We start from the raw sequence: 22,283 nt of genomic DNA, 5'->3' as shown, positions 1-22,283 counted from the left end.
GGCCAATTTGCGCCAGGCAAATAACTGATTGGGCTGAACACCGTGGCGCCTGGCCACAAGGCTCACCGTGACCTCTGGCTCATACGTTTCCTGAACCATCGACAGCTTCTCAGCTGTTGTCCAACGGCGGCGCCGTTCCTGTCCCAGAATTTCTATCTTTGGATTGTGGCTGGTCATAATGACGACATTGCTCCTACCTCTTATTTAAGTGGGAGATCCTGTCCGGTCAATTATGGGGCTATTTCATCCTGATCATGGGTATCGACCATGAATCCATGATGGGTTAGATCGTTGAATCTAAACCATAAAAGACTGTTTTTTGTGGAGACAGTTTGGGGATGGTGGACGCGGCAGGGATTGAACCTGCGACCCTTCGCGTGTGAAGCGAATGCTCTCCCGCTGAGCTACGCGTCCATGACCGGTGGCCGATAAAACGTTTCGGCTGGCGAGGAAGGGGCGTATTAGCGTGCGCAAACACGACACGCAAGAGCCTTTTCTATTTTATGCACCTCATAACCGCCGCCGGCAGATCACGATAGTGATCGAGCAGGGCGTCGGCATTGAGTTCGGCCAGAGGGCGCTCGCTATAGCCGTGCGTGAACAGTATGCATTGCACATCGGCAGCCTTGGCGGTCAGGAAGTCGGTTTCGGAGTCGCCGATCATGATGACTTGGCGCATATCTCCGTCCATTTCGTCGATGCAGGCCTTTAGGTGACCGGCGGCGGGTTTTTTATGACGCACCACGTCGGCGCCTTTGATTGAGCCAAAACGTCGCGACAGCCCTAGCGTTTCCAGCAGTTTTACCGCCAGATAGTTTGGCTTGTTTGTGCAGACGGCAAATCGCGCGCCGGCGGCTTCAAGCGTATCGAGCGCCGCTACCATGCCGTCATAAACGCGGCTTTGGTCGTTGATATGCGCTTCATAAAGTGTCAGCAGGCGATGGAGCAAGGGCTTTTCCTCTTCCTGCGACAGCGGCGGCTGGCCGGCGAGGGCGTAGGCGCGGCGCAGCAGTTCCATGGATCCGCGACCGATCATTGGGCGGGCCTCATCAAGGTGAAACGGCTTGATGCCAGCTTCGGCCAGAACCTTGTTCAGGGCGTCGATGATGTCTGGTGCGGTATCCACCAGCGTACCGTCCAGGTCAAAGGCGAGAATGTAACCGTTTAAATTCATTTTATCGCAGGTCTCCGGCCGTTCGTGTCGAATAGTCATTCCGCTTTGGTTCGCTTTGGGCTAAATCGGCCTGATCCGCAAACTAAAAAAGAGTCGTCACATGGCTGAAATCGCAAGCATCCGCCGCGCCGCTGTTATCCTGGCCGCGGGGCAGGGCACGCGCATGAAGTCGCCCCTACCGAAGGTGCTGCACCGGATCGGCGGGCGCACCATGCTCGATCGCGCCATCGACGCGGCCTATGAGGTTGGGTGCGAACGGGTGATCGTGGTGGTCGGCAACCATAGCCCGGCAGTCCGCGAGACGGCGACCAGGCGTGTGGGCGCAGAGAATATCGTGACGCAAGACCCGCCCATGGGCACGGCGCACGCGGTCAATGTGGCGCGTGAAGCCTTGGCCGGTTTTGATGGCAAGGTCATCATCACCTATGCCGACTCACCGCTGATGGCCGCCAAGGTGCTGGAGCCCGTGTTCGCGCTTGAGGCCGATATGGCTGTACTGGGCTTCGAGGCCGCCGATCCGGCCGCCTATGGCCGTCTGGTGCTGGAAGGTGATAAGCTCAACGCCATTGTCGAGATGCGCGAGTGCACGCCGGAACAGCTCAAGATCAAGGCCTGTAATTCGGGCGTCATTGCCTGTGACCGCGCCTTGCTGTTCTCGCTGCTGGCCGAAGTGAAGAATGAGAATTCCAAGGGCGAATATTACCTGACCGATATTGTCGGGCTGGCCCGCGCGCGTGACTTGCAGCCGCGGGTGACCATGGCTGAGGAAAACGAGGTGCTGGGCGCCAACGGACAGGCCGAACTGGCGGTGATCGAGAAGGTCTGGCAGAACGGCGTGCGCCGCGCCTTTATGGACAATGGCGTGCATATGCCGGCGCCGGAAACCGTTTTCTTTTCCTATGACACCGAGATCGCGCCGGGCGTAACCATTGAGCCGAACGTCGTCTTCGGCGAGGGCGTGACGGTTGACACCGGCGCGGTGATCCGGGCGTTTTCGCATCTCGAAGGTGCTAGGGTCGGTAAGGGGGCGCTGATCGGTCCCTATGCCCGTTTGCGGCTTGGGGCGGAAATCGGCAAGGATGCGCATATCGGCAACTTCGTCGAGGTGAAAAACGTGACGATCGGCGAGGGCGCCAAGGCCAATCACCTCAGCTATCTTGGCGATGGCAGCGTGGGGGCTGGCTCTAATATTGGCGCAGGAACCATCTTCTGCAACTACGATGGCTATTTCAAATACAAGACCACTATCGGTGAGCGCGCCTTTATCGGTTCCAACACCTCGCTGGTGGCGCCGGTGACCATAGGTGATGGCGCGATGACTGGCTCCGGTTCGGTGATCACCGAGGACGTGGCGCCGGGGGCTCTGGCTTTTGAGCGCGCGCAACAGATTGAAAAGACGGGCTGGTCAACGGCCTTCCGTGAACGCAAGGCGGCTGAAAAGGCCGCCCAAAAGGGTAAAAAGTGATGACCGCTGACGAACAGAAGAAACAGGTGGGCGATGCTGCCGTCGCCTATGTCAAGGACGGTATGAAGGTGGGCCTGGGAACCGGCTCGACGGCGGCATGGTTTGTCAAGGCGGTGGCCGAACAGATCAAGGCCGGCATGAAACTGACCCTCGTCTCAACCTCGATCCAGACGACGCAATTGGCCGAAAGTCTGGGGTTGGTGATCAAGGACATCAATGATGTCGGGATGTTGGACCTGTGTGTTGATGGTGCAGATGAAGTAGGGCCTGGCCTGGCGCTGATCAAGGGCGGTGGTGCGGCCCTCCTGCGCGAGAAACTGATCTGGGAGCAGGCGAACTCATGCATTGTCATCGCCGACGCCGCCAAGCATGTGGCGACTTTAGGTAAGTTCGCTCTGCCGATCGAGGTCGAGCCCTTCGCCTGGAAGGGCACGGTCAACCGGATTTCCGACGTTCTGATCGAGTTCGACATCACCATGATGCCAAAGGCGCGTAAAAAAGGTGACGATTACTGGATTACCGATGGCGGCAACCTTATCTTCGACGTAGCGTGCGGGGCGATCCATGAGCCGGCGGGTTTGGCCAGTGCGTTGAAATCCCTGACCGGCGTGGTCGATCACGGCCTGTTCCTCGATCTGGCGGATGTCGCCCTGATTGGCGGACCGGACGGCGTGAAGGTCCTGCATCCGTAATTGTTATCGCGGGCGTTCCGCCGAAAGTATCGATATGACCAAGTACGACTACGATCTGTTTGTTATCGGCGCGGGTTCGGGCGGGGTTCGCGCGGCAAGGCTGGCGGCGCAACTGGGCCTCAAGGTGGCGGTCGCGGAGGAGGACCGTCCCGGCGGCACCTGCGTCCTGCGCGGCTGCGTGCCTAAGAAGTTCATGGTCTATGCCTCGGAAGTCTCCGAACAGGTGCATTATGCGCAGGGTTTCGGCTGGAAAGACGCCTCCACCGGCGCCTTCGACTGGAACAGTTTCCGCACCACCAACAATGCCGAACTGGATCGCCTGTCGCAGATCTATACCGCCAATCTGGTCAAGGCCGGCGTCGAGGTCATCGCTGCCCACGCCGCTTTCAAAGATGAGCATCACCTCATCCTGACCACGAAGCAGGGCGGGGAACGTGTTGTTTCGGCTAAAACTATCCTGATTGCGGTTGGCGGCTGGCCCTTCCTGCCGCAGCATTGCCCCGGCGTGGCCGAACACGGCCTTACCTCCAACGACATGTTCAATCTGCCGGAACTGCCGAAATCGCTGGCCATTGTCGGCGGCGGTTATATCGCGGTCGAATTCGCCGGTATCATGCATGGCCTGGGCGTTGACGTGACCCTGCTTTACCGCGGGCAGAAGATCCTGCGCGGCTTCGATGACGATGTGCGCGATCACCTGGCCAGCGAAATGGCCCTGCGTGGCATCAAGATCCGTACCCAGCTTGATCCGGTTCACCTCAAGAAAACTGACGAGGGGCAAAAAAGTCAGATGCTGATCACCATGAACGACGGCAGCACCATGCTGGCCGATCAGGTGCTCTATGCCTCCGGTCGCAAGCCGAAGACCGAAGGGCTCAACCTCGACGCCATAGGGATTACGCCCGACGTCCACGGCGCCATTCCGGTCGATTCTTTCTCGCGCACCAGCCACAAGCATATCTATGCCATCGGCGACGTCACCAACCGTATGAACCTGACGCCGGTCGCTATCCGTGAGGCGGTCGCCTTTGTCGAGACTGCCTTCAAGGATAACGCCACGGCCTATGACTACGAGAACATACCGACGGCGGTCTTCTCGCAGCCGCAGATCGGCACGGTCGGCCTGACCGAGGCGGAGGCCACGGAAAAGGGCATCGCCTACGATGTCTACCAGACGCGCTTCCGTTCAATGAAAACTGCCTTTATCGGTGGTGAAAGCCGCATCTATATGAAATTGATCGTCGATCAGAAAAGCGATGTCGTGCTGGGCGTCCATATCGTGGGCGGTGAGGCGGGCGAGATCATCCAGATTGCCGGTGTGGCCGTGAAGGCCAGGCTGACCAAGGCGCAATGGGATGCCACCTGCGCGGTCCACCCGACCGCGGCGGAAGAGCTAGTAACCCTGAAAGATAAGCGGGCCGTATGACCGAAGACAAAACTATGTGGCAGCGTGTCCGTGACAACTATACGGTATGGGTTCTGATCCTGGGACTGAGCCTGCTGGGTCTGTGGTCGTATGCGGCCGCAACCGGTCTGCCGGCTCTGCTGTTACTGATCGGCGCGCCTTTGCTGGGGCATCTGTTTCTTTCCAAAGGTTCGTGGAAGGCGTTCGCGCCGTTTACCATCACCACGGGGCTGCTGCTGCTGATCGCCTTTTTCCGTTCTGATTTCGTTGAGGCGGTGGCGCATGGCGTGCCCTTGGCCAAGGCCTATGCCGGCTCACAACTGGTCATTGACGGGCCGGTGACAATCGTCGTGCCGGCCATCATCTGGTGTCTGGCCTGGGCGATGATTTTCGCGGCGCGCTCGCTTGATGACCAACAGGCGCTCAAGGTCTTCCATATTTTCGCCTATGCTTTGCTGGTCCTGACCGCTGTGCAATTCATTGAAGCGATCAGCCAGTTCGGCCTGCGCCGCAGCCTGAGCGCGGCCTATTTTCACAGCCGCGACAACATGCTGATCGTTGGCATGTCGAATACCAACTGCGTGCTGCTGATGATGTTCTGGCCGTTCGCCCTTATGGAAATGACGCGCGGTCGTCCTGTTACTGTTGGCTTTATGGCTGTGGCGATCATCGCCGGTGCGCTGACCAGTGACAACAACGCACAGCTTATCGCATTGGTTGCTTCGGCCATCGTGTTTTTCTCGGTGAAATACTGGCCGCGCGCGCTGAAAGCGCTGGCGCCCGAACGTCTGGCGGCCTTTGTCAGCCTGATCCCCATGCTGCTGTTCCCGCTGTTTATTATGGCGATCATGCACAATGGTCTGGCCGAAAAGATCAAGACCGACATCCTGCCGTCGTGGGCGGCACGGATCGATATCTGGACCTTTACGGTCGAGCGCGCGCTGGAAACACCGATATGGGGGCTGGGCTACGAATCGTCACGGCACTTCGGCGCCACCATTCCGAACCATCCGCACAACATGGCCTTGCAAGCCTGGCTTGAACTGGGCATCCCCGGCCTGCTTGTGCTGGCGGCCTTCTGGTTCTGTCTGTTCTGGAGCATGAAGGCGACGGCGGAGGCCGAAGCGCCGCAAACCGATGTGCTGCGCTCGCTCGATGAAGCACCGCGCCCTATCGTTGAAGCCAGTCTTGTCACCCGCTTCCGCCCCTATCTGATGGCTCAGGCGACGTCGTTCCTGATCATCGGCACGGTCAGCTATGGTCTGTGGCGCGCCTGGGTTTATTGCCTAGGCGCCTTCGCTGTCACCGCCATGGTGTTGGCCATTCGTGCCGCTCGTCATAGTATAAAGTTACGAAATTAACTACAAGCCACGGACTTTACAGGGGAATTTCTTCGCCTATATATGTCTCAATGGGTTTCCGGTTGAGTTCAACCGGACGAAAGTATAAAAAGCGTTATGAAAAAGATTTGGTCCCCGAAAGACTGGCGCTCCATGCCAGCCCTGCATATGCCGAACGATTACCCGGATACGCAGGCCCTTGATGCTGTAGAAAGCGAATTGTCCCACCTGCCGCCGCTGGTCTTTGCCGGCGAGGCGCGTCGCCTGACGAGTGCGCTGGGCAAGGTGGCCGAAGGCAATGGCTTCCTGTTGCAAGGCGGGGATTGCGCTGAATCCTTTAAGGAATTCTCGGCGGACAATATCCGTGACAGCTTCCGCCTGATCCTGCAAATGGCCGTTATCCTGACGTTTGCCGGCGGCAAGCCGGTGGTCAAGGTTGGCCGTATCGCCGGTCAGTTCGGCAAGCCGCGTTCATCGGCGATCGAGACCATCGATGGCGTCACCCTGCCGTCGTATCGCGGTGACAACATCAACGGCATGGAGTTCACCGAAGAGGCGCGCATCCCTGATCCGCAGCGCCTGATCAAGGCTTACCACCAGTCATCAGCCACGCTGAACCTGCTGCGCGCCTTCGCGCAGGGCGGTTATGCCGATCTGTACAATATCCACAAATGGACGCTGGGCTTTGTGTCGGGTTCCCCGCAGGGTGAGCGTTACCGCGCTCTGGCCGACAAGATTTCCGAAACCCTGAGTTTCATGTCGGCCATCGGCATAACGCCTGATCGCCAGCCTGAAATTCGCCAGGTCGATTTCTTCACCTCGCACGAAGCCTTGCTGCTCAACTACGAGCAGGCCATGACCCGCGTCGATTCGACCAGTGGCGACTGGTACGACACCTCGGCCCACATGCTGTGGATCGGCGAGCGTACCCGTCAGCTTGATGGCGCCCACGTCAACTACATGAAGGGCATCAAGAACCCGATCGGCGTCAAGGCCGGCCCTACCATCGAGCCCGACGACCTGCTGCGACTGATCGATACGCTTAATCCGGAAGGTATTCCGGGGCGCCTGACCCTGATTGGCCGCTTCGGTTCCGACAAGGTCGCCGAACGCCTGCCGCGCCTGATGGCTGCCACCAAGAAGCACGGTTCGCCGGTTGTCTGGTCGATCGATCCGATGCACGGCAATGTCGTCAAGGCGAACAACGGCTACAAGACGCGCCCGTTCGACCGCATCCTGGGTGAGGTCCGTTCCTTCGTCGATATCGCGGCGTCGGAAGGCGTTCATCCGGGCGGTATGCACCTGGAAATGACCGGACAGAACGTGACGGAATGCACCGGCGGCGCCTTCGCGCTCTCGGAAGAGGATTTGCAGGATCGTTACCACACGCACTGCGATCCGCGCCTCAATGCCGATCAGGCGCTGGAACTGTCGTTCCTAGTCGCCGAGCGTCTGCACAGTCTGAAAACGGCCGCAACCAAGGCGGCTTGAGGTCGGAGACAAGATAGCCCGCAAGGTTCGCCTTGCGGGCTTTTTTACACCACAATATTGACCGTGGCACCTTTCTTCTTTTCCATCTCTTGACGAGCCTGTTCCTGCAGTTCGTCGGTCATCTGCTTCTGGATTGCGATGCGCTCTTCAGGCTTCATCGCGGCCAATTTCTCCTTGGTGATGCCGTGGCTGTTGAGCCAGGTACATTGCAACTTCTCGGCGGGCGACATCTTGAGGAACTTCATCAGGCTCGCCTCGGCTGTGTCGGAGGACGACGGCGCGATCTGGCTGAGCGGATCGCTGGTGGTGGAGGTCTTTGAGCTGGAGCCCATGTTGAAGGACACGGGCATGGTGAAGGAAGAACCGATCTGCATGGGGAAACTCCAAAGGGCAGGGCAAGCGTGAAGCTTTGCGGTTCTTCTGAACCTATGGACTTCCTGAACGCTGCAAGCGGCGTGCCAGACCAAAACGCTTAATCTTCAGATTGTTGCGCCGGTGAAATGTTGGTGCGCGGTATTTTTTGCACGGCAAGCCGGGTGTGTGCGCAAAAAATGCCGGTCGGAATGTCGTTGAGCGTGATCACAAAATCAGCTACAGAGCCGGCATGAAAACCCTGATCTACCGGATTGAGCCTCAAACGAGGGCGGCATTTGCCGCCCTTTATCGTCTGTCATGGCCGGTGATCATGTCGCGCCTCGGCTTTATGCTGATGGGGCTGATGGACACGCTGGTGGTCGGGCACTATTCGTCGGCCGAACTGGGCTATCATTCGCTGGCCTGGGCGCCGACGAGTATTTTTCTGGTCACCTCGATCGGTCTTCTGGTGGGGGTTCAGGTCAAGACGGCGCAGTTTGTCGGGGCAGGGGAGCCTGAGCGCATCGGCGCCACCTTCCAGCGCGCCGTGGTCTACGCCATTATCCTGGGCGTCGGTTCAATGGTGGCCCTGACACTTGGCGGTTCATGGATGCTGAACGCCGTGGTCCGTCCGGAACTGGCAGCCGGCGCAACCGGCCCCTTGCTGATCTTCGCGCTCAGCATGCCGTTTTACATGGTGGCGGTGGCGGTTTCGGAATTCCTCGAAGGCCTCGGCCGGACGCGCCCCGGCATGGTCTTCACCTGGGCCGGCAATGTCGTCAATGTCGCGCTGCTGTTCGTGCTGGTGCCCGGCGTGGTGACCATCCCCGGTATCGACAGCGACGGCGCCATGGGAGCGGCGATCTCGACCCTGGTCGCGCGTATGTTGGTGACGGTGGGATTGCTGATCTATCTGTTCCGTTTGAAGCAGGTCAAAAGCTTCCGCCTGCTCGGACGGCACGCACCGGACCCGCAAGGCGCGCGTGAGCAGCGTCAGGTTGGTTATGCGGCCGGAGCGTCCTATTTCATCGAGGTCGCGGCGTTTGCCGGCATGACCGTCTTCGCCGGCCGTATTTCGGAAACGGCGGTCGCGGTGTGGGCCATCGTGCTCAATTTCGCCAGCGTCGTTTTCATGGTGCCGATGGGACTGGCGATCGGTTGCTCGGTTCTGGTCGGGGGAGCCTATGGCGCTGGTGATCCTGCCGGCATTGCCCGCATGGGACGTGTCAGCTTCATCTCGGCGGGCGGATTCATGCTGGCCGTCTGCCTGACCGTGCTGATCGGCGCGCAGGCCATCGCCGCCGGTTATACCTCCGATCCGGCCCTGCTCGGCGGGGTGCAGGGCGCGCTTCTTCTGGCCTGTTTGTTCTTTGTGCCCGATGGCGTTCAGGTGGTCGGCGCTCAGGCTTTGCGTGCGCGTCATGACGTCCTGATTGCGCCGGTCCTGCACTATATCGCTTACGGGCTGATCATGCTGCCGATGGGCTACTGGCTTTCGCTGCACGTCGGGCTGGGCGTTCCCGGCCTGATCTATGCCTGCGCTTTGGCCAGTTGGTTGTCCGCCGTGCTGCTGGTTTCGCGTTTCCTGTGGCTCGACCGCCGCGCCAGGGCTATAACCGCCGAAACATAAACGGAGGTGCGACATGTTGGAAGACCTGCAAGGGAAGTGCGTTTTGATTACGGGCGCCAGCACGGGGATCGGCGGCGCCGCCGCACAAGGCTTCGCCCGACTGGGCGCGAAGGTGGCGCTCCATTACAACGCCAGCGAAGAGGCGGCGCAAAAGGTGGCCGATCTGATCCGCGCCGATGGTGGTGAGGTTCATTTGTTTCAGGCCGACCTCATGCAACCGGAAACCGCAGCCCCTCTGGTGCAAGAGGCGGCGCATAAACTCGGCGGGCTCGATATCCTGATCAACAATGCCGGCTCGCTGATGACGCGCACCCTGTTCCTCGATTGGGACGACGCGCTTTATGAGCGGGTCATGGCGCTGAATGTACGTGCGGTGATCCATGCCTCACAAGCTGTAGTGCCCTTTATGGAGGCGCGCGGCGGCGGATCCATCATCAATCTCGGCTCCATCGCTGGCAATAATGGCGGCGCGCCGGGTTCAGGGCTTTACGCCAGCGCCAAGGCGTTCGTGCATAATGTCACGCGCCATATGGCGAGCGATCTGGCGAAGAAAAATATCCGCGTCAACGCCATCGCACCGGGTGTCATCAAGACGCCGTTCCATGACCTGACGCCGCCGGAGCGGATGCTGGCCATGTTGAACAGCGTGCCGATGGGACGCTTAGGCGTGGCGGAGGACTGCGTCGGTCCGCTGGTGTTTCTGGCCTCCAACATGAGCGCCTATATGACTGGCCAGATCTTGCATGTGAATGGAGGGCAACTTATGCCGGCTTAGGTCATGTAGGGGAAACCACAGATTTCACAGATGAACACAGATTTAGAATAAGGCACACTGCATAGAGTGTTTCATGGCGAAGCGCCCAAGATGAATAATTACCACCTCGGTTCAGGTGCCGTTATGCATAGGCTCATCCACACACAGTGCCAATCTGTGTATATCTGTGGATTCCCTTTCCTTAAATCTGCCTTGGTGCAAGCAGGATCACGGCTGAGCCGGCCAGGCACAGCCGTGATTTTCCGAGCTTGAGCACGACCCGCAAGCTGTAGCAGCCGACGATTTCGGCGATGGCGGCGAGGATACAGAAGAGGAAAGGCTTAAACGCCCAGAATCCAGCCTTCTTCCTCAGAAGCGGTGGTGAGATCGGTTTCGCTCAAGGCTTTCGGTGCGGCGAAGAGGGCGGCGAGTTGTCCCTTATCGTCAGCCTCGGCCAGGGCCTGCGCCGCTAAGCGCACGCCGGTGGCGTCCTTGACCTCGCCGGCCTCGGCCGGGCCGTCATAGATGGCCGGATAAACCTCGGCGATCAGGGTGGAAACGCCTTCGAGCGCCTCTTCGGTGAGCGCACCGAAGCCGGTCTGGAACGGCCAGATTCTGGCCTTGTCACCGAAGGCCTCCGCCAGCGCCTTGATGGCGGGGATACCAAGCATGGTTTGACCGGCCACGACGCCGGCGCCGTGCATCTGCCACAGGCTCTTGGCGGCCTGCGCCTTTTTGTGTTGCTTACGCGCCTGGTCTTCGGTCAGGCGGAATTCGGGAAAATCGCCAATCGAGTCCGGCTTGAGGGTCGATAGCCACTTCTGTGAGTCGCTTTTCGGGCAGCCCCAGAAGGGGTAGGCTTCGTTGGTCATCAGGCGGTTCATCTTGGCAGCCACCTGAAAGCGGTTGTTCTTGTTGTCGGCCTTATCGACGATATTCTTTGCCAGAAACTCCCACATACCAGCCCAGGGCGCGCCCTTCAGTTGCAGACGCGCAGACGTGCCGCGCGGGAAACCGAGCGCGAAATCGAGCCCCAAAAAGATGCGGTCGCCGCGCTTGTGCAGGTCGGCGAGGATCGAGTTCAGCAGGGTGATGGCCTCGGCGCGCGTGGCGGGATTGTGCGACTGATAGGTCAGGCGGAAACGGATATCGCGCTTCATCACGCCGATCCATACCGAGGATTCGCCGGTCTTCTTGCCTTCCGCGGCGCTGTAATCGACAATGACGTAGGCACCAAAAAGACGTGACACGGGCGGTCTCCAGACTGACGGCCCTCAGAAGCCGTATAAACGCCATGCTCTTAACGCGAATGCGAGAGGCAAAAAAGCGCTTTGTGCTCTGATCACGCGGCTTTGCACACTTTATCTTTTTTAAAGTGTATTCCTTTTTGGCGCCAAAGTGGTCTAAGCAGTTAGCCTATAAGGTTTTCGATGGCACAAGAGGTTGTTATGGCCAAGGTTTTGCGAGTGGGCGTGGCGGGCGCGGGCGTTTTCGGCGGCTATCATACCAATAAATACAAGCAGGCCGCAGATGTAGACTTTGTGGGCATATATGACCTCGAGAAGAGCCGCGCCGAAGCCGCTGCCGCACCCCACGGTGTTAAGGCGTTTGGTGGCGATGAACTGGCCGACTTTCTGGCGGCCATCGATACCGTCACCATCGCCACGCCCGCCTTTGCCCATGCCGCGGTCGCGCTGAAAGCACTGGAGGCCGGCGTGCATGTCTATAGCGAAAAGCCTCTGGCCATCACGACCGAAGACGGCGAGGCTATGGTCGATCGGGCGAAAGCCAAGGGCCTGATCCTGGCCTGCGGCCATCAGGAACGCGCCGTCTTTGAAGCCATGGGGCTGTATGATGTGCCTGAGCGGCCGCTGCTGTTGGAAGCCGTGCGCAACGGTACGGCCTCAACGCGCAATCTCGATGTGTCGGTGGTGCTCGACCTGATGATCCACGATCTCGATCTGGCGCTTACTCTGGCGGGTGTTGAGGCCGGGGGGCTTAAGACCAGCGCGAAATATCGCACGGATGAGGGCTATAAGGCTGTGGGCGCCGATGAGGTCAAGGCCTCGGTCGAATTCGAAAACGGCATGAGAGCAACCTTTGCCGCCTCACGCATGGCTGAAGCGCGCGAGCGGACCATGCGCATTGTTTATCCGAGCGGTGAGGTGGTGATCGACCTCTTGAACCGCAAGTTTGAGAACACGACGCCCTTTAACCTCAATTCTGATTTCGCCGAAGCCGATATCGCCAAGGATCCGCTCGGCACCAGTGTGTTCCGTTTCCTGGATACAGTTCGCGGCGTGCGCCAACGGCCCCTATGCGCTGGCGATGAGGCCCTGAAGGCGCTCCGTCTGGCTCTGGCTATTGATGCCGACGTAGCGGAAGATCAGGAAAGCTAGTTCGACTGGCCTTTAAAGATAATCCCGAAGGCCAGAACGGCGAAGCCGCCGGTCATTAGCCAGTACTGGTATTCGCTTAATTGGGGAATGGCATAAAAATGGCCGATCAGGCTGGCCATGACCAGCGCCACAGCTATGAAAAACAACAACAAAGTGAAAGCTGACACCTTCATAGCCGACGCGAACCCACCCACCTGAATTTTTCAGATCCCATTGCCTGATACGCTGCACTCTAAGCGCATTTGTTCAAACAATTGTGATAAGATCAACGAAAAATTAGCCAAGTTTCAGATTGCCAGCGGTCGCGATGACAATTTTATCGCAGACGAGGTATGAATATCTCCTTTAGATAGCGCGACCGGTAAAAAGCAACTCGTGCAGAACGGTTACCGCCGAGTATAACGACACGGCCATCAGCATACGGGCGACGCCGAGTTCTTCCGGGGCGAAGGCGGTGCGCCCCTCAATGATCGACACGAACGGGATGATCGAGGTGCGGCGTTTGATCGATTCATAGACATCGCCCATCAGGGCCAGGCGCTTGCGATCAATATTGTTGGCGCCAAGCGCGCACAGGGCCAGCATAGAGCTGAAAAAGATCCACGCCGCCAGATTGCCGTTGCAGACGATATGCGTCAGGGCCCACACGCCGATCCCTGCCAGAACCGGATGACGCGATACGCGAACAATACCGTAGATGCTTTTGTCGGGCAGCTTGTGCAGGGCCAGCAGATTTGTGGGGGAAGGCGTGGTCAGGCCGCCGATCACCAGCAGGAAGGCGAAGAAGTTGCCGAACAGGCCGGCGATACGCAGGAAGGGGCCGGATTTCCACAGCACCACATTCATCGGATCGCCCAGCGCAATGCCAAACGCAATGCACATCCACACCAGTCCGCCGATCGAGAACAGCGAAAACAGGATGTAGTAGGCCACACCGCCGATCTTGGCGATGATCTGTTCCTTCATCGACGTGCCGCTGATCATCAGATGGATGCAGAGGAAAAAAGCGCACGCAAGTGCCAGGGTCCACATGGTTGTCTCCGGGACGTCGAATCTAAACTCCGATTAGCATAGCGGCGAGCGCCTGGCCAAGCGATGGCTAAATATAAGGAATCATAGGCGCGTTGAGCACATCGCCTTCTGGCTTTTTGGCGGGCGAAGGCGCCGATGTGGTGGCTGCCGGCGGGGGGACGACAGGCGCTGCCGTCGCTGCCATGAAAGGCGGCGGTGATGGAGGCGGGGCGCTGGCTGGCGGCGCCTTCGGCGCAGGTGCGGCGGCGGTGCGGCGCAGGACGGCTTCGACATGATAAAACCACTTGCGCGCATTGTTCATGGCGGCGCGCGGCCCTTCGGCGCGGGCGGTCAGGTTGTCATGCGGGTCCCAAAGCACCAGTTCGAAATCCGGATCGGCCGGATCGTCGAAGATCAGGCGCATGGTGACGCGGTTGACCACCGGCGCGATATCATCAAGCATTTTGTGCGGACCTGAACGCAGTACGCGGCCGATGATGCGATCGTCAACGAAGATTTCGATGCCGAGCAGGTCGTGCATGGTGTAGGGCTTTTGCGGGATCTTGCCGAAATTTCGTACGATGATGACGCGGTTGCCATCATAGGAACTGGCGGCGGCGGCCTTGCGCACAGGCTCCAGAGCCACAACGTCGGCCTTGTACGTGCGACCATCCGGATCGGTCAGGCCTTCGCGCAATTCGTCTTCCAGTTTTTTCGGCTGCTCGACACGCGAATCGTAGATGCGATACAGCACAAGCAGTATGGCTAGCGCTGCTGCGGAGAGAATGATGATTGTCGGCAGGTAGGTCGGCAAGGCGGAAACCCGGGGCAATGTTCAAAAGTACGAATGGGAAGTTAACCACGATTTCCGGATGGCGTTAAGGCTTAAGCGCCCGACTTAGTACTTTTCGTTGTCGTAAGTGTCGTTTTGGTCATCGTCATCCCATGGCGGGGGAATTGTCGGCGCCTTGGTCGCGCGTTTGGGCGCCTCGTGTGCTATGGCCACCTCGGTCTCTTCCGGAGGGTAGGGCGAGGGGCCAGGCATCCGCTTTATCACCGCATCGATATGCGACAGCCATTTGCGACCGATCCGCACGGCTTCCGCCGCCGTCTTGGCGTGGACCGGATTGTGGCTGATGTCGCCGTAGAGGTTGAGTTCAAATTCCGGCGTCTGCACATCATCGAACATCAGGCGCAGCGTAACCTTCGAGGCCTGAGCGTGGGTCTCGTTGAGGACCTTGCGGCTTTCACCCTTTTGCGCCCGTGCGACGACGCGCTCATCGACGATCAGCTCGGCGCCTTCAATCTCGTCGAACGCGAAAACCAGGCCTTGCGCGCCGGTCTTCCACATGATGGCCAGATCGCCGTTGGTGAAGTCGAGACCAGCCGCTTTCTGTCCGCCCAAGTCATAGATGATGGCATCGGCGACCTTGCCGAGAGCGGCATTCAGCGCGCGGGCAAGGCGGCGCGAGGCCTCGAACCACCACATCAGCCCGGAGGCGATCAGGGTTAGCCCGATGCCGGCAAAGAGGAAATACAAAAGGATACGTGCGGCATGGGCCATAGGAGATCACGCCTGATTATAGCTAATGAACCCTTAGTATGGTTGCCGACGGTTAAGATTTTGTTGTTAATTCAACGACAACGGGCACGTGATCGGACGGTTTAGCCTCATCGTGCGTCATGCCGCGTGCATCCTTGTGGATGACCAGATCAAACAGGCGGTCGGCGGCCTGCGGCGACAGCAGGTGATGGTCGATGCGGATGCCTTCATTTTTCGGCCAGGCGCCGGCCTGATAGTCCCAGAACGTATAGCGGTTGCCCTCGGGCGTCCCAGAAACGTTTAATTGGGCTTCGAAAGCATCAGTATAACCCAGGTTTTTCAGGCCCTGATAGGCGTGGCGCACGGCCGGCTGATAGAGGGCGTCATTGAGCCAGGGCGCTTCTTTCCATAGATCATCTTTTGTCGGTATAATATTGAAATCACCGGCTAAAATGGTCATTTCCTCAAGCGTCAGAAGATACTCAGCGCGGGCGCGCAGACGCTCCAGCCACCGCAGCTTGTAAGCATATTTGTCGGTGGCGATGGGGTTGCCGTTCGGCAGATAGAGGCAGCCGAAACGCACAGGCTTCGGTGCCTCGATTACGGCCTCGATATAGCGCGCGTGATCATCCTCTTCGTCGTCCAGACCCTTTCGGACATCACTGATCGGATATTTCGAAAGGATAGCGACGCCGTTATAGGATTTCTGGCCATGGACGGCGCAATTATAGCCAAGTGATTCAAAGGCTTCGACAGGGAATTTCTCATCGATGCATTTGATTTCCTGCAGACCGCAGACATCGGGCTGGACGGCGTGAAACCACTCCAGCAGAAGCGGCAGGCGGGCATTGACGGAGTTGACATTCCAGGTGGCTATTTTCATGCCGACAGTTTTAGAATGGCCGTCGGATTCGGGCAAGGCTCTTAAAGCGCGAAGCTCGTACCGCAACCGCAGGAAGCGACCGCCAGAGGATTGAGGATCTTGAACTGCGAACCGACCAGTTCCTCGACATAATCAATGATCGAGCCAGCCATCAAAGGCGCCGAAATCTCATCGACCAAGGCGGTGGCACCATCATAGCTGATGGCGCTTTCATCGGGATTGGCCGTATCGGTCAGATCGAGCACATACTGGAAGCCCGAACATCCGCCGCCTTCGACCAGCACGCGCAGCATGACAGGGTGGCCGGCTTCCTGGCTCAGGGCGTTCAGGTGTTTCGCGGCGGAGGCGGTGAGGGAGATATTGTGGCTCATGCCGTGAATATGGGCGCATTTGCCGAGAAAATCAGCCCCTTACCTAGAAAAAGAGCGGATTTTTTAGGAAAATCAGTTTAGCCAAGGGGGTGAATTGAAAGAAAGACCGACGATGAAACCCTTGGCCAGCTTTGCTTCCAATGTCGACAAGAGCCTCGGCCGGCTGCATCCGGAACTGGAGTCCCCGACGCGCACGGCCTATGCCCGCGATCGCGACCGCATCATCCATTCGACTGCTTTTCGTCGTCTGAAAGGCAAGACGCAGGTTTTTGTGGCCAATGAAGGCGACTATTTCCGCACCCGCCTGACCCATTCGCTCGAAGTGGCGCAGATCGCCCGCTCTCTGGCCCATTCTCTGGCGCTTGACGAAGACCTTGCCGAAACCATCGCCTTGTCACACGATCTGGGGCATCCGCCCTTCGGTCACGCCGGCGAGGATCAACTCCACGCCAGCATGGCGCCGTGGGGCGGCTTCGATCACAATGTCCAGACCTTCCGCGTTATCACGCGCCTTGAAGTGCGTTATCCGGCCTTCGATGGCCTTAACCTGACATGGGAAACCCTCGAAGGCATCATCAAGCACAATGGCCCGGTCAGCCACCACATGCAGGAGCCATCGTGGAAATCCATCGTTGATTTCAACGCCCAGTGGGATCTGCGCACTGACACCTTCGCCTCAATGGAGGCTCAGTGCGCCGCCATTGCCGACGACATCGCCTATAACAATCACGATGTCGATGACGGTTTGCGCGCTGAGCTTTTCAGCATCGATGACCTGATGCAGGTGCCGCTGATCGGCCCGGCGCTGGCTTCGGTGCAGAAGGACTGGCCCACCATCGACAGCCGAATGTTACGGCTCGAAGGTGTGCGCCGGATGATCGGTACGATGATGAGCGATGTGCTGACGGAGACGGAGCGCCGTCTGAAAGCGGATGATATCGTGACGGACGAGGATGTTCGCGTGGCAAAGCGCCCAATGGTGGCGTTTTCCAAATCGGTTTATGACGACCTGTCGCGTCTGCGCGGCTTTCTTTTTGAGCGCATGTACAAGCATTACAGGCTCAATCGCACGCGCAGCCACGCCAAGCGCACGCTCAATGAGATGTTCAACCTATTTATGACTGAGCCGGACACTCTGCCGACCGAATGGTTCCAGCGCGTGTGTTCGAAGGATACGGAAACGGCGCGGGCGCGGGTGATCTGTGACTACATCGCCGGCATGACCGACGCCTTCGCCATCGAAGAACAGCGTCGTTTGTTTTCGATTGGCGGCTGACGGGGCGGTTAACGCACGGCTTTCTTCGCCAGGAACATGGCGGCGTCGGCCTCGCTGACCCAGGCTTCGGCAGAGGCCTGTGCGGCATAGGCGCGGACACCAAACGAGCCGCCGACCTTGAGGTAGAGGCCCGCGTGCTCGAACGTGCCCATCATCAGTTCGGCTTCCAGCTTCATGGCCTTGATCCGCGCCGATTTCAGGTCGGCGTGGCGCAACAGGATGGCGAATTCGTCACCGCCCATCCGGCCGACGCTGTCACCTTCCCGGACGCTGCCATTGAGCGCTTCGGCGACATATATAAGCGCGGCATCGCCGGCGGCATGGCCGTAAGCGTCATTGATGCTCTTGAAACCATCCATATCGAGATAGATCAGGCAGGCCTCCTCGCCATAACGTCGGCAATCGGCCATGGCGCGATGAACTTCGCGCAGAAAGGCGCGGCGGTTGAGGGTAGGGGTCAGCGCGTCGCTGTCGGCCTGGCCTTGTGCGGTTCGCAGGTGAAGCGCTTGCTCGTGAAGTTGTTCGCGCAACGCTTCATTATCCTGCATCAACGAGTCGATCAGGGCGCGCGCTGCGGCTGGCCAGTCGTCTTGCGCTACCAGCGAAGAAGGCGAGACTTTCGGCGCATCAACCGGCACAAAGGCGGCCTCAGTGACATGCGAGGTCTCGAAAACCTCCTTCGGTAATCGGGTCTCGCTCTGCGCAGTGCTCAGCGCATAAACATTATCGGCGTGAAAGGGGCTGGGAGGGGGGCTTGCCGGATCGGGATTGGTCTCAAAATAGTGCGCGAGCAGGCTCTGCATCGACGCGGTCGTGGCGCGCGCAGGCTTCTCCGCCGCATCGCGTGCGTCGGCCATCATGCTAGGCTGGGTGCCTGGCTGGTCGTCCGTCGTGTACAGGTGCGAGTCGAGTCCCATTATGCCCTTATGGCTTCCGGTAAATTTTCTTATATTCGAAGCGGTCATGAAGGCCTGTATGAAAGCACGGAAGCGCGCCTTGTGCAATGCGGCGGGCCTTATAATCAATAGTTAACGCACACCTTACCTGTGGGGCGTCTTACGCTACATGGGGAGCAATTGTGGTCTTTTTCGGGGATAAATAATAAGGATTTACGGTTAAGGGGAGGGGCTTGCACTCACTGGGCTTCTGACTATACTCCGCGCCTTTCCGAAAGGCCCCTTAGAGATCAGGACTTAGACACACAATGGCCGATACGCCGCAGGTTGCCATCATAATGGGATCACGCTCCGACTGGGGGGTGATGAAGGCCGCCGCGACCGCGCTCGATCAGTTGGGCGTCTCCTATATCTCGCGCGTCGTCTCGGCGCACCGCACGCCGCAGCGGCTCTATGAATTCGCTACCGGCGCAAAAGCCGCTGGTTATAAGGTGATCATCGCCGGTGCCGGAGGTGCTGCGCATCTGCCGGGCATGACGGCCTCCATGACCACCCTGCCGGTGCTGGGCGTGCCGGTGCCGGTGCGCGATGGCCTCAAGGGCATCGATTCGCTTTTGTCGATCGTGCAGATGCCGGGCGGTGTGCCCGTCGGCACGCTGGCGGTCGGCGAGGCCGGCGCCAAGAACGCGGGGCTTTTAGCGGCACAGATTTTGGCACTGAATGATCCGGCCCTGAGTGAGCGCATCGAAGCTCTGCGTCAGGCCCAGACCGACAGCGTTCCTGACACAGTAGAAGACTAATATGCTTAAAGCTCCCCTGCCGCTTGGCAGCACGATCGGTATTCTTGGTGACGGCCAGTTGGGCCGCATGTTGTCGCAAGCCGCCTCGCGCCTCGGCTTCAAGGTGGTGACCTTCGGGCCGGATGTTGGCTCCCCCGCCGCGCAGGTGTCGCTGGCCTCCAAGGTGGCGGCCTATACCGACGAGGCCGTGCTAGAACGTCTGGCCGAAAGCTGCGATGTCATTACGTTCGAGTTCGAGAACGTCCCCGCCGCCAGCCTCGATTTCCTGACCGGCAAGGGCGCCGTGGTCGCGCCATCGTCCAAGGCGTTGCGCATCACGCAGGACCGCGTTCTGGAAAAGACCTTTGCGCGTGAAGCCGGTATCGATACGGTCGATTTCTTCGAGATCAATTCGCTAGCCGATCTGGAAGCTGCCATGCAGGCCTCCCCGACGCCGGAAGCCCTGCTGAAAACCCGCCGTGAAGGCTATGACGGCAAGGGACAGATCTGGGTGCGTTCGCCCGACGAGGTCGACACCGCCTATGCCTCGCTCGGTGGCCGCCCGTCGATTCTGGAGGCCAAGGCCAGTTTCACCCGCGAGATATCGGTGGTGGCGGCACGTGGCTGGAACGGCGAGATCAGGATCTTCCCGATTGGTCAGAACCACCATGTCGGCGGTATCCTGTCCACCACCCTGGCGCCGGCGCAGGTGTCCGAAGTGGTGACTGCCAAGGCGTTTGAGATCGCCCGCAAGGTGCTGGAAGGGCTCGACTATGTCGGCGTCCTGGCGGTGGAACTCTTCGTGCTGCCGGGTGATGAACTTGTGCTCAACGAGATTGCGCCGCGCGTTCATAATTCAGGCCACTGGACCCAGGATGGCTGCACATGCGATCAGTTTGAGCAGCATATCCGCGCCGTTGTGGGCTGGCCGCTCGGTGATACTTCGGCGCGTTGCACGGTCGAGATGACCAACCTGTTGGGGCCGGATATCCTGAACTGGCCGCAACTCGCCGCCGAACCGCAGTCGCGTCTTTATGTTTATGGCAAGGATGAGCCGCGGGTCGGGCGCAAGATGGGCCACATTAACCGCATAAAATAGTGGGCTTCTCGCACTTGCGAATTGCACCTTGCAAAAAAACGAGGCAGAGAGTCCTCATAAACAAAAAGGAAATCTCCATGCATATCGTGACCCTGACCTATAAGGTCCCCAATGACGAAGTCGATCGCCACCTTGAAGCCCACATGGCGTGGCTCAAGGAAGGCTATGCCGCTGGCACCTTCCTGGCGGCTGGCCGCCGCGTCCCGCGCACCGGTGGCATGATCTTCGCTGCCGGCAGCCGCGATGAACTGGAAGCCATGATGAAGCGCGATCCGTTCAATGTGAACGGTGTCGCCGACTACACTATCGCCGAGGTCAATATCACCTCGACCGCCGACGGGCTGGACAGCCTGAAAGGCTAAGTTGAATAAGGCCCCGCCAGTGATCTGGCGGGGCCTTTTCCTTACATCGTCATGCCAGGTGACATGGGATGGAGTTTGAATTGAAGAAAGGCGACTGTGCCGTTCGGATGGTCGCCATAGATGGGTTTCAGCGCATCGGGCACCGTGTTGAACTGGCGCACCAGCCCAAGGCCCAGGGTCATGTCGTGGCCGAGGTTGAAGGTGCGAATGGCGCCGATCTCGGTCTTGGCCACCCAGTAGGCGCTGTCGTGCACCAGTTCATTATTGTAGACGCGCTCATAGCGGCCTAGCGCCATCCACTTGTCATTGAATTTGAACGTGTTCTCAAACAGATAGGCCTCGGTCGGCTTGTCCGTGCTGTGCTCGACCTCTTTATAGCCATAGGCGAGGGTAGAATACAGTGTTCCAGCCTTGAAGGGCTGGTTGTAGTCGAAGCTTACGGAGCGCCGTTGCACGTTTTCCTCGGGCGCCAGTTGCTCCGGACTGACCTGACGCGCCCATGAGGTTTGCGCGTTCAGGCGATCATTGACCGCCCATGTCAGGCGTAACGCGGTCGAGTTGAGATCCGGCGTTTCCAGGTCATAACGGTGCTGATCTGGCTCGCGGCCGGTGAACTGCGTCACCTCGATCTGGAGCGGCCCCCTGGCGAAGCCGGCTGTCACGACGCCCATGCTGATATGGCCGGAATCGAGCCAGTGGTGCGAGATCGGCGCGGTCGGGAAGTTTTCGCCCGAAGCGCGGTGCATGAAAGCGGTCGGGCCAAAGCCGTATTCGCCCGGCCAGCCGACCAGAACGAAGCCCCTGGTGTCGGCGTCGAAGCGATGCGTAACCTTGGCCGTCATCCCCATGAAAAGATCATGCGGATGCTGGGCGTCGGTCAGATGATGAACACCATCCGCGGTTTCACCGGTCTGGAGCAGCAGGGGGTAGCCGCTCTTGCCCATGAAAGCGTCGGGCGACAGCATGAGCTGCAGATCGAGATCGGTACTGTCATTGAGGGCGCGGCCGGCCATGACCATGAACATGCCCTCGGCGAAGGCCTTGGAGCTGCCGCGTGGGCCTTCCTGATCGTCGGCCACGAAGTTCAGCACGGCGTGTGTCATGATGTTCCAGCCGGACTTCGGCGGGCTCATATCCATGCCTGGCATGTCGTGACTTGGCATATCGTGACTTGGCAAATCGTGACTTGGCAAATCGTGACTTGGCATGTCGTGACCTGACATGTCCATGCCGGACATATCGTGGCCAGAATGGTCTTGAGTTGTTTGGACGGTTGTTTGAGCAAATGTGGGGGCAGCGCTCAGCGCCAGTAGCGCCGCGAGCGATGCGGTCGTGAAATGGGACATGATGTCTCCTGAA

Annotated in this window: 24 protein-coding genes and 1 tRNA gene; 12 read left to right on the top strand and 13 right to left on the bottom strand. The window is 59.1% G+C overall.

Annotated elements, in window-relative coordinates:
• The 3 genes from B060_RS26530 to B060_RS24315 all read right to left on the bottom strand — a co-directional run.
• The coding region (locus B060_RS26530; RefSeq protein ID WP_018081909.1) for a transposase at positions 1-177 on the bottom strand (177 nt) is incomplete at its 3' end.
• 162 nt (positions 178-339) lie between these two features.
• Positions 340-414: transfer RNA gene (locus B060_RS0111360), tRNA-Val, on the bottom strand.
• An 82-nt stretch (positions 415-496) separates the two neighbouring features.
• Positions 497-1,174 (bottom strand): HAD hydrolase-like protein, encoded by a 678-nt coding sequence (locus B060_RS24315; protein WP_018081908.1) that lies wholly within the window; start codon positions 1,172-1,174, stop codon positions 497-499.
• Between the two features lie 100 nt (positions 1,175-1,274).
• Here B060_RS24315 and glmU point away from each other — a divergent pair, with 100 nt between their 5' ends.
• From glmU to B060_RS0111320, 5 genes are all read left to right on the top strand, one after another.
• Positions 1,275-2,639: a bifunctional UDP-N-acetylglucosamine diphosphorylase/glucosamine-1-phosphate N-acetyltransferase GlmU gene (gene glmU, locus B060_RS0111340; protein WP_018081907.1), complete on the top strand. Its 1,365-nt coding sequence runs from the start codon at positions 1,275-1,277 to the stop codon at positions 2,637-2,639.
• Complete coding sequence (rpiA, locus tag B060_RS0111335; protein WP_018081906.1) at positions 2,639-3,331, top strand: ribose-5-phosphate isomerase RpiA; 693 nt, start codon at positions 2,639-2,641, stop codon at positions 3,329-3,331. The genes glmU and rpiA overlap by 1 nt, the downstream gene beginning before the upstream one ends.
• Before the next feature lie 34 nt (positions 3,332-3,365).
• Positions 3,366-4,757 carry a glutathione-disulfide reductase gene (gene gorA / locus B060_RS0111330; protein WP_018081905.1) on the top strand — a complete coding sequence of 464 codons (1,392 nt, stop codon included), beginning with the start codon at positions 3,366-3,368 and terminating at the stop codon, positions 4,755-4,757.
• A complete protein-coding gene (locus B060_RS0111325) occupies positions 4,754-6,097 on the top strand; it encodes an O-antigen ligase family protein (protein WP_018081904.1) in 1,344 nt (447 codons plus the stop codon). The genes gorA and B060_RS0111325 overlap by 4 nt, the downstream gene beginning before the upstream one ends.
• A 96-nt stretch (positions 6,098-6,193) precedes the next feature.
• Positions 6,194-7,567: a class II 3-deoxy-7-phosphoheptulonate synthase gene (locus B060_RS0111320; protein ID WP_018081903.1), complete on the top strand. Its 1,374-nt coding sequence runs from the start codon at positions 6,194-6,196 to the stop codon at positions 7,565-7,567.
• A 44-nt stretch (positions 7,568-7,611) separates the two neighbouring features.
• Here the strand turns inward: B060_RS0111320 and B060_RS24310 are convergent, their stop codons facing one another.
• Positions 7,612-7,941, bottom strand: coding sequence for a hypothetical protein (locus B060_RS24310; RefSeq protein ID WP_018081902.1), 330 nt, complete (start codon positions 7,939-7,941; stop codon positions 7,612-7,614).
• Positions 7,942-8,171: 230 nt separating this feature from the next.
• Between B060_RS24310 and B060_RS0111310 the strand changes: the two genes are divergently transcribed.
• Complete coding sequence (locus B060_RS0111310; RefSeq protein ID WP_018081901.1) at positions 8,172-9,551, top strand: MATE family efflux transporter; 1,380 nt, start codon at positions 8,172-8,174, stop codon at positions 9,549-9,551.
• A 13-nt stretch (positions 9,552-9,564) separates the two neighbouring features.
• Entirely contained in the window at positions 9,565-10,326 is a 762-nt protein-coding gene (locus tag B060_RS0111305; RefSeq protein ID WP_018081900.1) for an SDR family NAD(P)-dependent oxidoreductase, read from the top strand.
• A 320-nt stretch (positions 10,327-10,646) separates the two neighbouring features.
• Here the strand turns inward: B060_RS0111305 and B060_RS0111300 are convergent, their stop codons facing one another.
• Positions 10,647-11,555, bottom strand: coding sequence for a hypothetical protein (locus B060_RS0111300; RefSeq protein WP_018081899.1), 909 nt, complete (start codon positions 11,553-11,555; stop codon positions 10,647-10,649).
• Positions 11,556-11,753: 198 nt separating this feature from the next.
• On the opposite strand from B060_RS0111300, the gene B060_RS0111295 reads away from it, so the two are divergent.
• Positions 11,754-12,704, top strand: a complete 951-nt coding sequence (locus B060_RS0111295; protein WP_018081898.1) for a Gfo/Idh/MocA family protein — start codon at positions 11,754-11,756, stop codon at positions 12,702-12,704.
• Here the strand turns inward: B060_RS0111295 and B060_RS27590 are convergent.
• The 6 genes from B060_RS27590 to B060_RS0111265 form a co-directional block, all read right to left on the bottom strand.
• Positions 12,701-12,871: a hypothetical protein gene (locus tag B060_RS27590; RefSeq protein WP_162149147.1), complete on the bottom strand. Its 171-nt coding sequence runs from the start codon at positions 12,869-12,871 to the stop codon at positions 12,701-12,703. The genes B060_RS0111295 and B060_RS27590 overlap by 4 nt on opposite strands.
• 178 nt (positions 12,872-13,049) lie before the next feature.
• Complete coding sequence (locus B060_RS0111285) at positions 13,050-13,736, bottom strand: NnrU family protein (protein ID WP_018081896.1); 687 nt, start codon at positions 13,734-13,736, stop codon at positions 13,050-13,052.
• Positions 13,737-13,803: 67 nt separating this feature from the next.
• A complete protein-coding gene (locus tag B060_RS0111280; RefSeq protein ID WP_018081895.1) occupies positions 13,804-14,529 on the bottom strand; it encodes a hypothetical protein in 726 nt (241 codons plus the stop codon).
• A gap of 84 nt (positions 14,530-14,613) precedes the next feature.
• A complete protein-coding gene (locus B060_RS0111275; RefSeq protein ID WP_018081894.1) occupies positions 14,614-15,279 on the bottom strand; it encodes a hypothetical protein in 666 nt (221 codons plus the stop codon).
• Positions 15,280-15,331: 52 nt separating this feature from the next.
• Entirely contained in the window at positions 15,332-16,141 is an 810-nt protein-coding gene (gene xth, locus B060_RS0111270; RefSeq protein ID WP_018081893.1) for an exodeoxyribonuclease III, read from the bottom strand.
• Between the two features lie 41 nt (positions 16,142-16,182).
• Positions 16,183-16,512, bottom strand: coding sequence for a HesB/IscA family protein (locus B060_RS0111265; RefSeq protein ID WP_018081892.1), 330 nt, complete (start codon positions 16,510-16,512; stop codon positions 16,183-16,185).
• Positions 16,513-16,606: 94 nt separating this feature from the next.
• Between B060_RS0111265 and B060_RS0111260 the strand changes: the two genes are divergently transcribed.
• The gene (locus B060_RS0111260; RefSeq protein WP_413783246.1) at positions 16,607-17,788 is read left to right on the top strand and encodes a deoxyguanosinetriphosphate triphosphohydrolase; all 1,182 of its coding nucleotides are present in this window, start codon (positions 16,607-16,609) and stop codon (positions 17,786-17,788) included.
• Between the two features lie 8 nt (positions 17,789-17,796).
• Here the strand turns inward: B060_RS0111260 and B060_RS28220 are convergent, their stop codons facing one another.
• Positions 17,797-18,705, bottom strand: coding sequence for a GGDEF domain-containing protein (locus tag B060_RS28220; protein ID WP_280512628.1), 909 nt, complete (start codon positions 18,703-18,705; stop codon positions 17,797-17,799).
• A gap of 287 nt (positions 18,706-18,992) precedes the next feature.
• Here B060_RS28220 and purE point away from each other — a divergent pair, with 287 nt between their 5' ends.
• The 3 genes from purE (at position 18,993) to B060_RS0111240 (ending at position 20,924) form a co-directional block, all read left to right on the top strand.
• Positions 18,993-19,484, top strand: coding sequence for a 5-(carboxyamino)imidazole ribonucleotide mutase (gene purE, locus B060_RS0111250; RefSeq protein WP_018081889.1), 492 nt, complete (start codon positions 18,993-18,995; stop codon positions 19,482-19,484).
• A 1-nt stretch (position 19,485) separates the two neighbouring features.
• Positions 19,486-20,562 carry a 5-(carboxyamino)imidazole ribonucleotide synthase gene (locus tag B060_RS0111245; protein WP_018081888.1) on the top strand — a complete coding sequence of 359 codons (1,077 nt, stop codon included), beginning with the start codon at positions 19,486-19,488 and terminating at the stop codon, positions 20,560-20,562.
• Between the two features lie 77 nt (positions 20,563-20,639).
• On the top strand, positions 20,640-20,924 hold the full coding sequence (locus B060_RS0111240) for a YciI family protein (RefSeq protein WP_018081887.1): 285 nt from the start codon (positions 20,640-20,642) through the stop codon (positions 20,922-20,924).
• A 41-nt stretch (positions 20,925-20,965) separates the two neighbouring features.
• Here B060_RS0111240 and B060_RS24305 read toward each other — a convergent pair whose 3' ends face one another.
• Positions 20,966-22,270, bottom strand: a complete 1,305-nt coding sequence (locus B060_RS24305) for a hypothetical protein (RefSeq protein ID WP_155847789.1) — start codon at positions 22,268-22,270, stop codon at positions 20,966-20,968.
• Positions 22,271-22,283 lie beyond the last annotated feature (13 nt).

It is taken from the genome of Asticcacaulis benevestitus DSM 16100 = ATCC BAA-896 (assembly GCF_000376105.1).
Classification (GTDB): Bacteria; Pseudomonadota; Alphaproteobacteria; order Caulobacterales; family Caulobacteraceae; genus Asticcacaulis; species Asticcacaulis benevestitus.
Note: the sequence above shows the minus strand (reverse complement) of the source record. Positions and strands in the feature narration are given on the sequence as shown.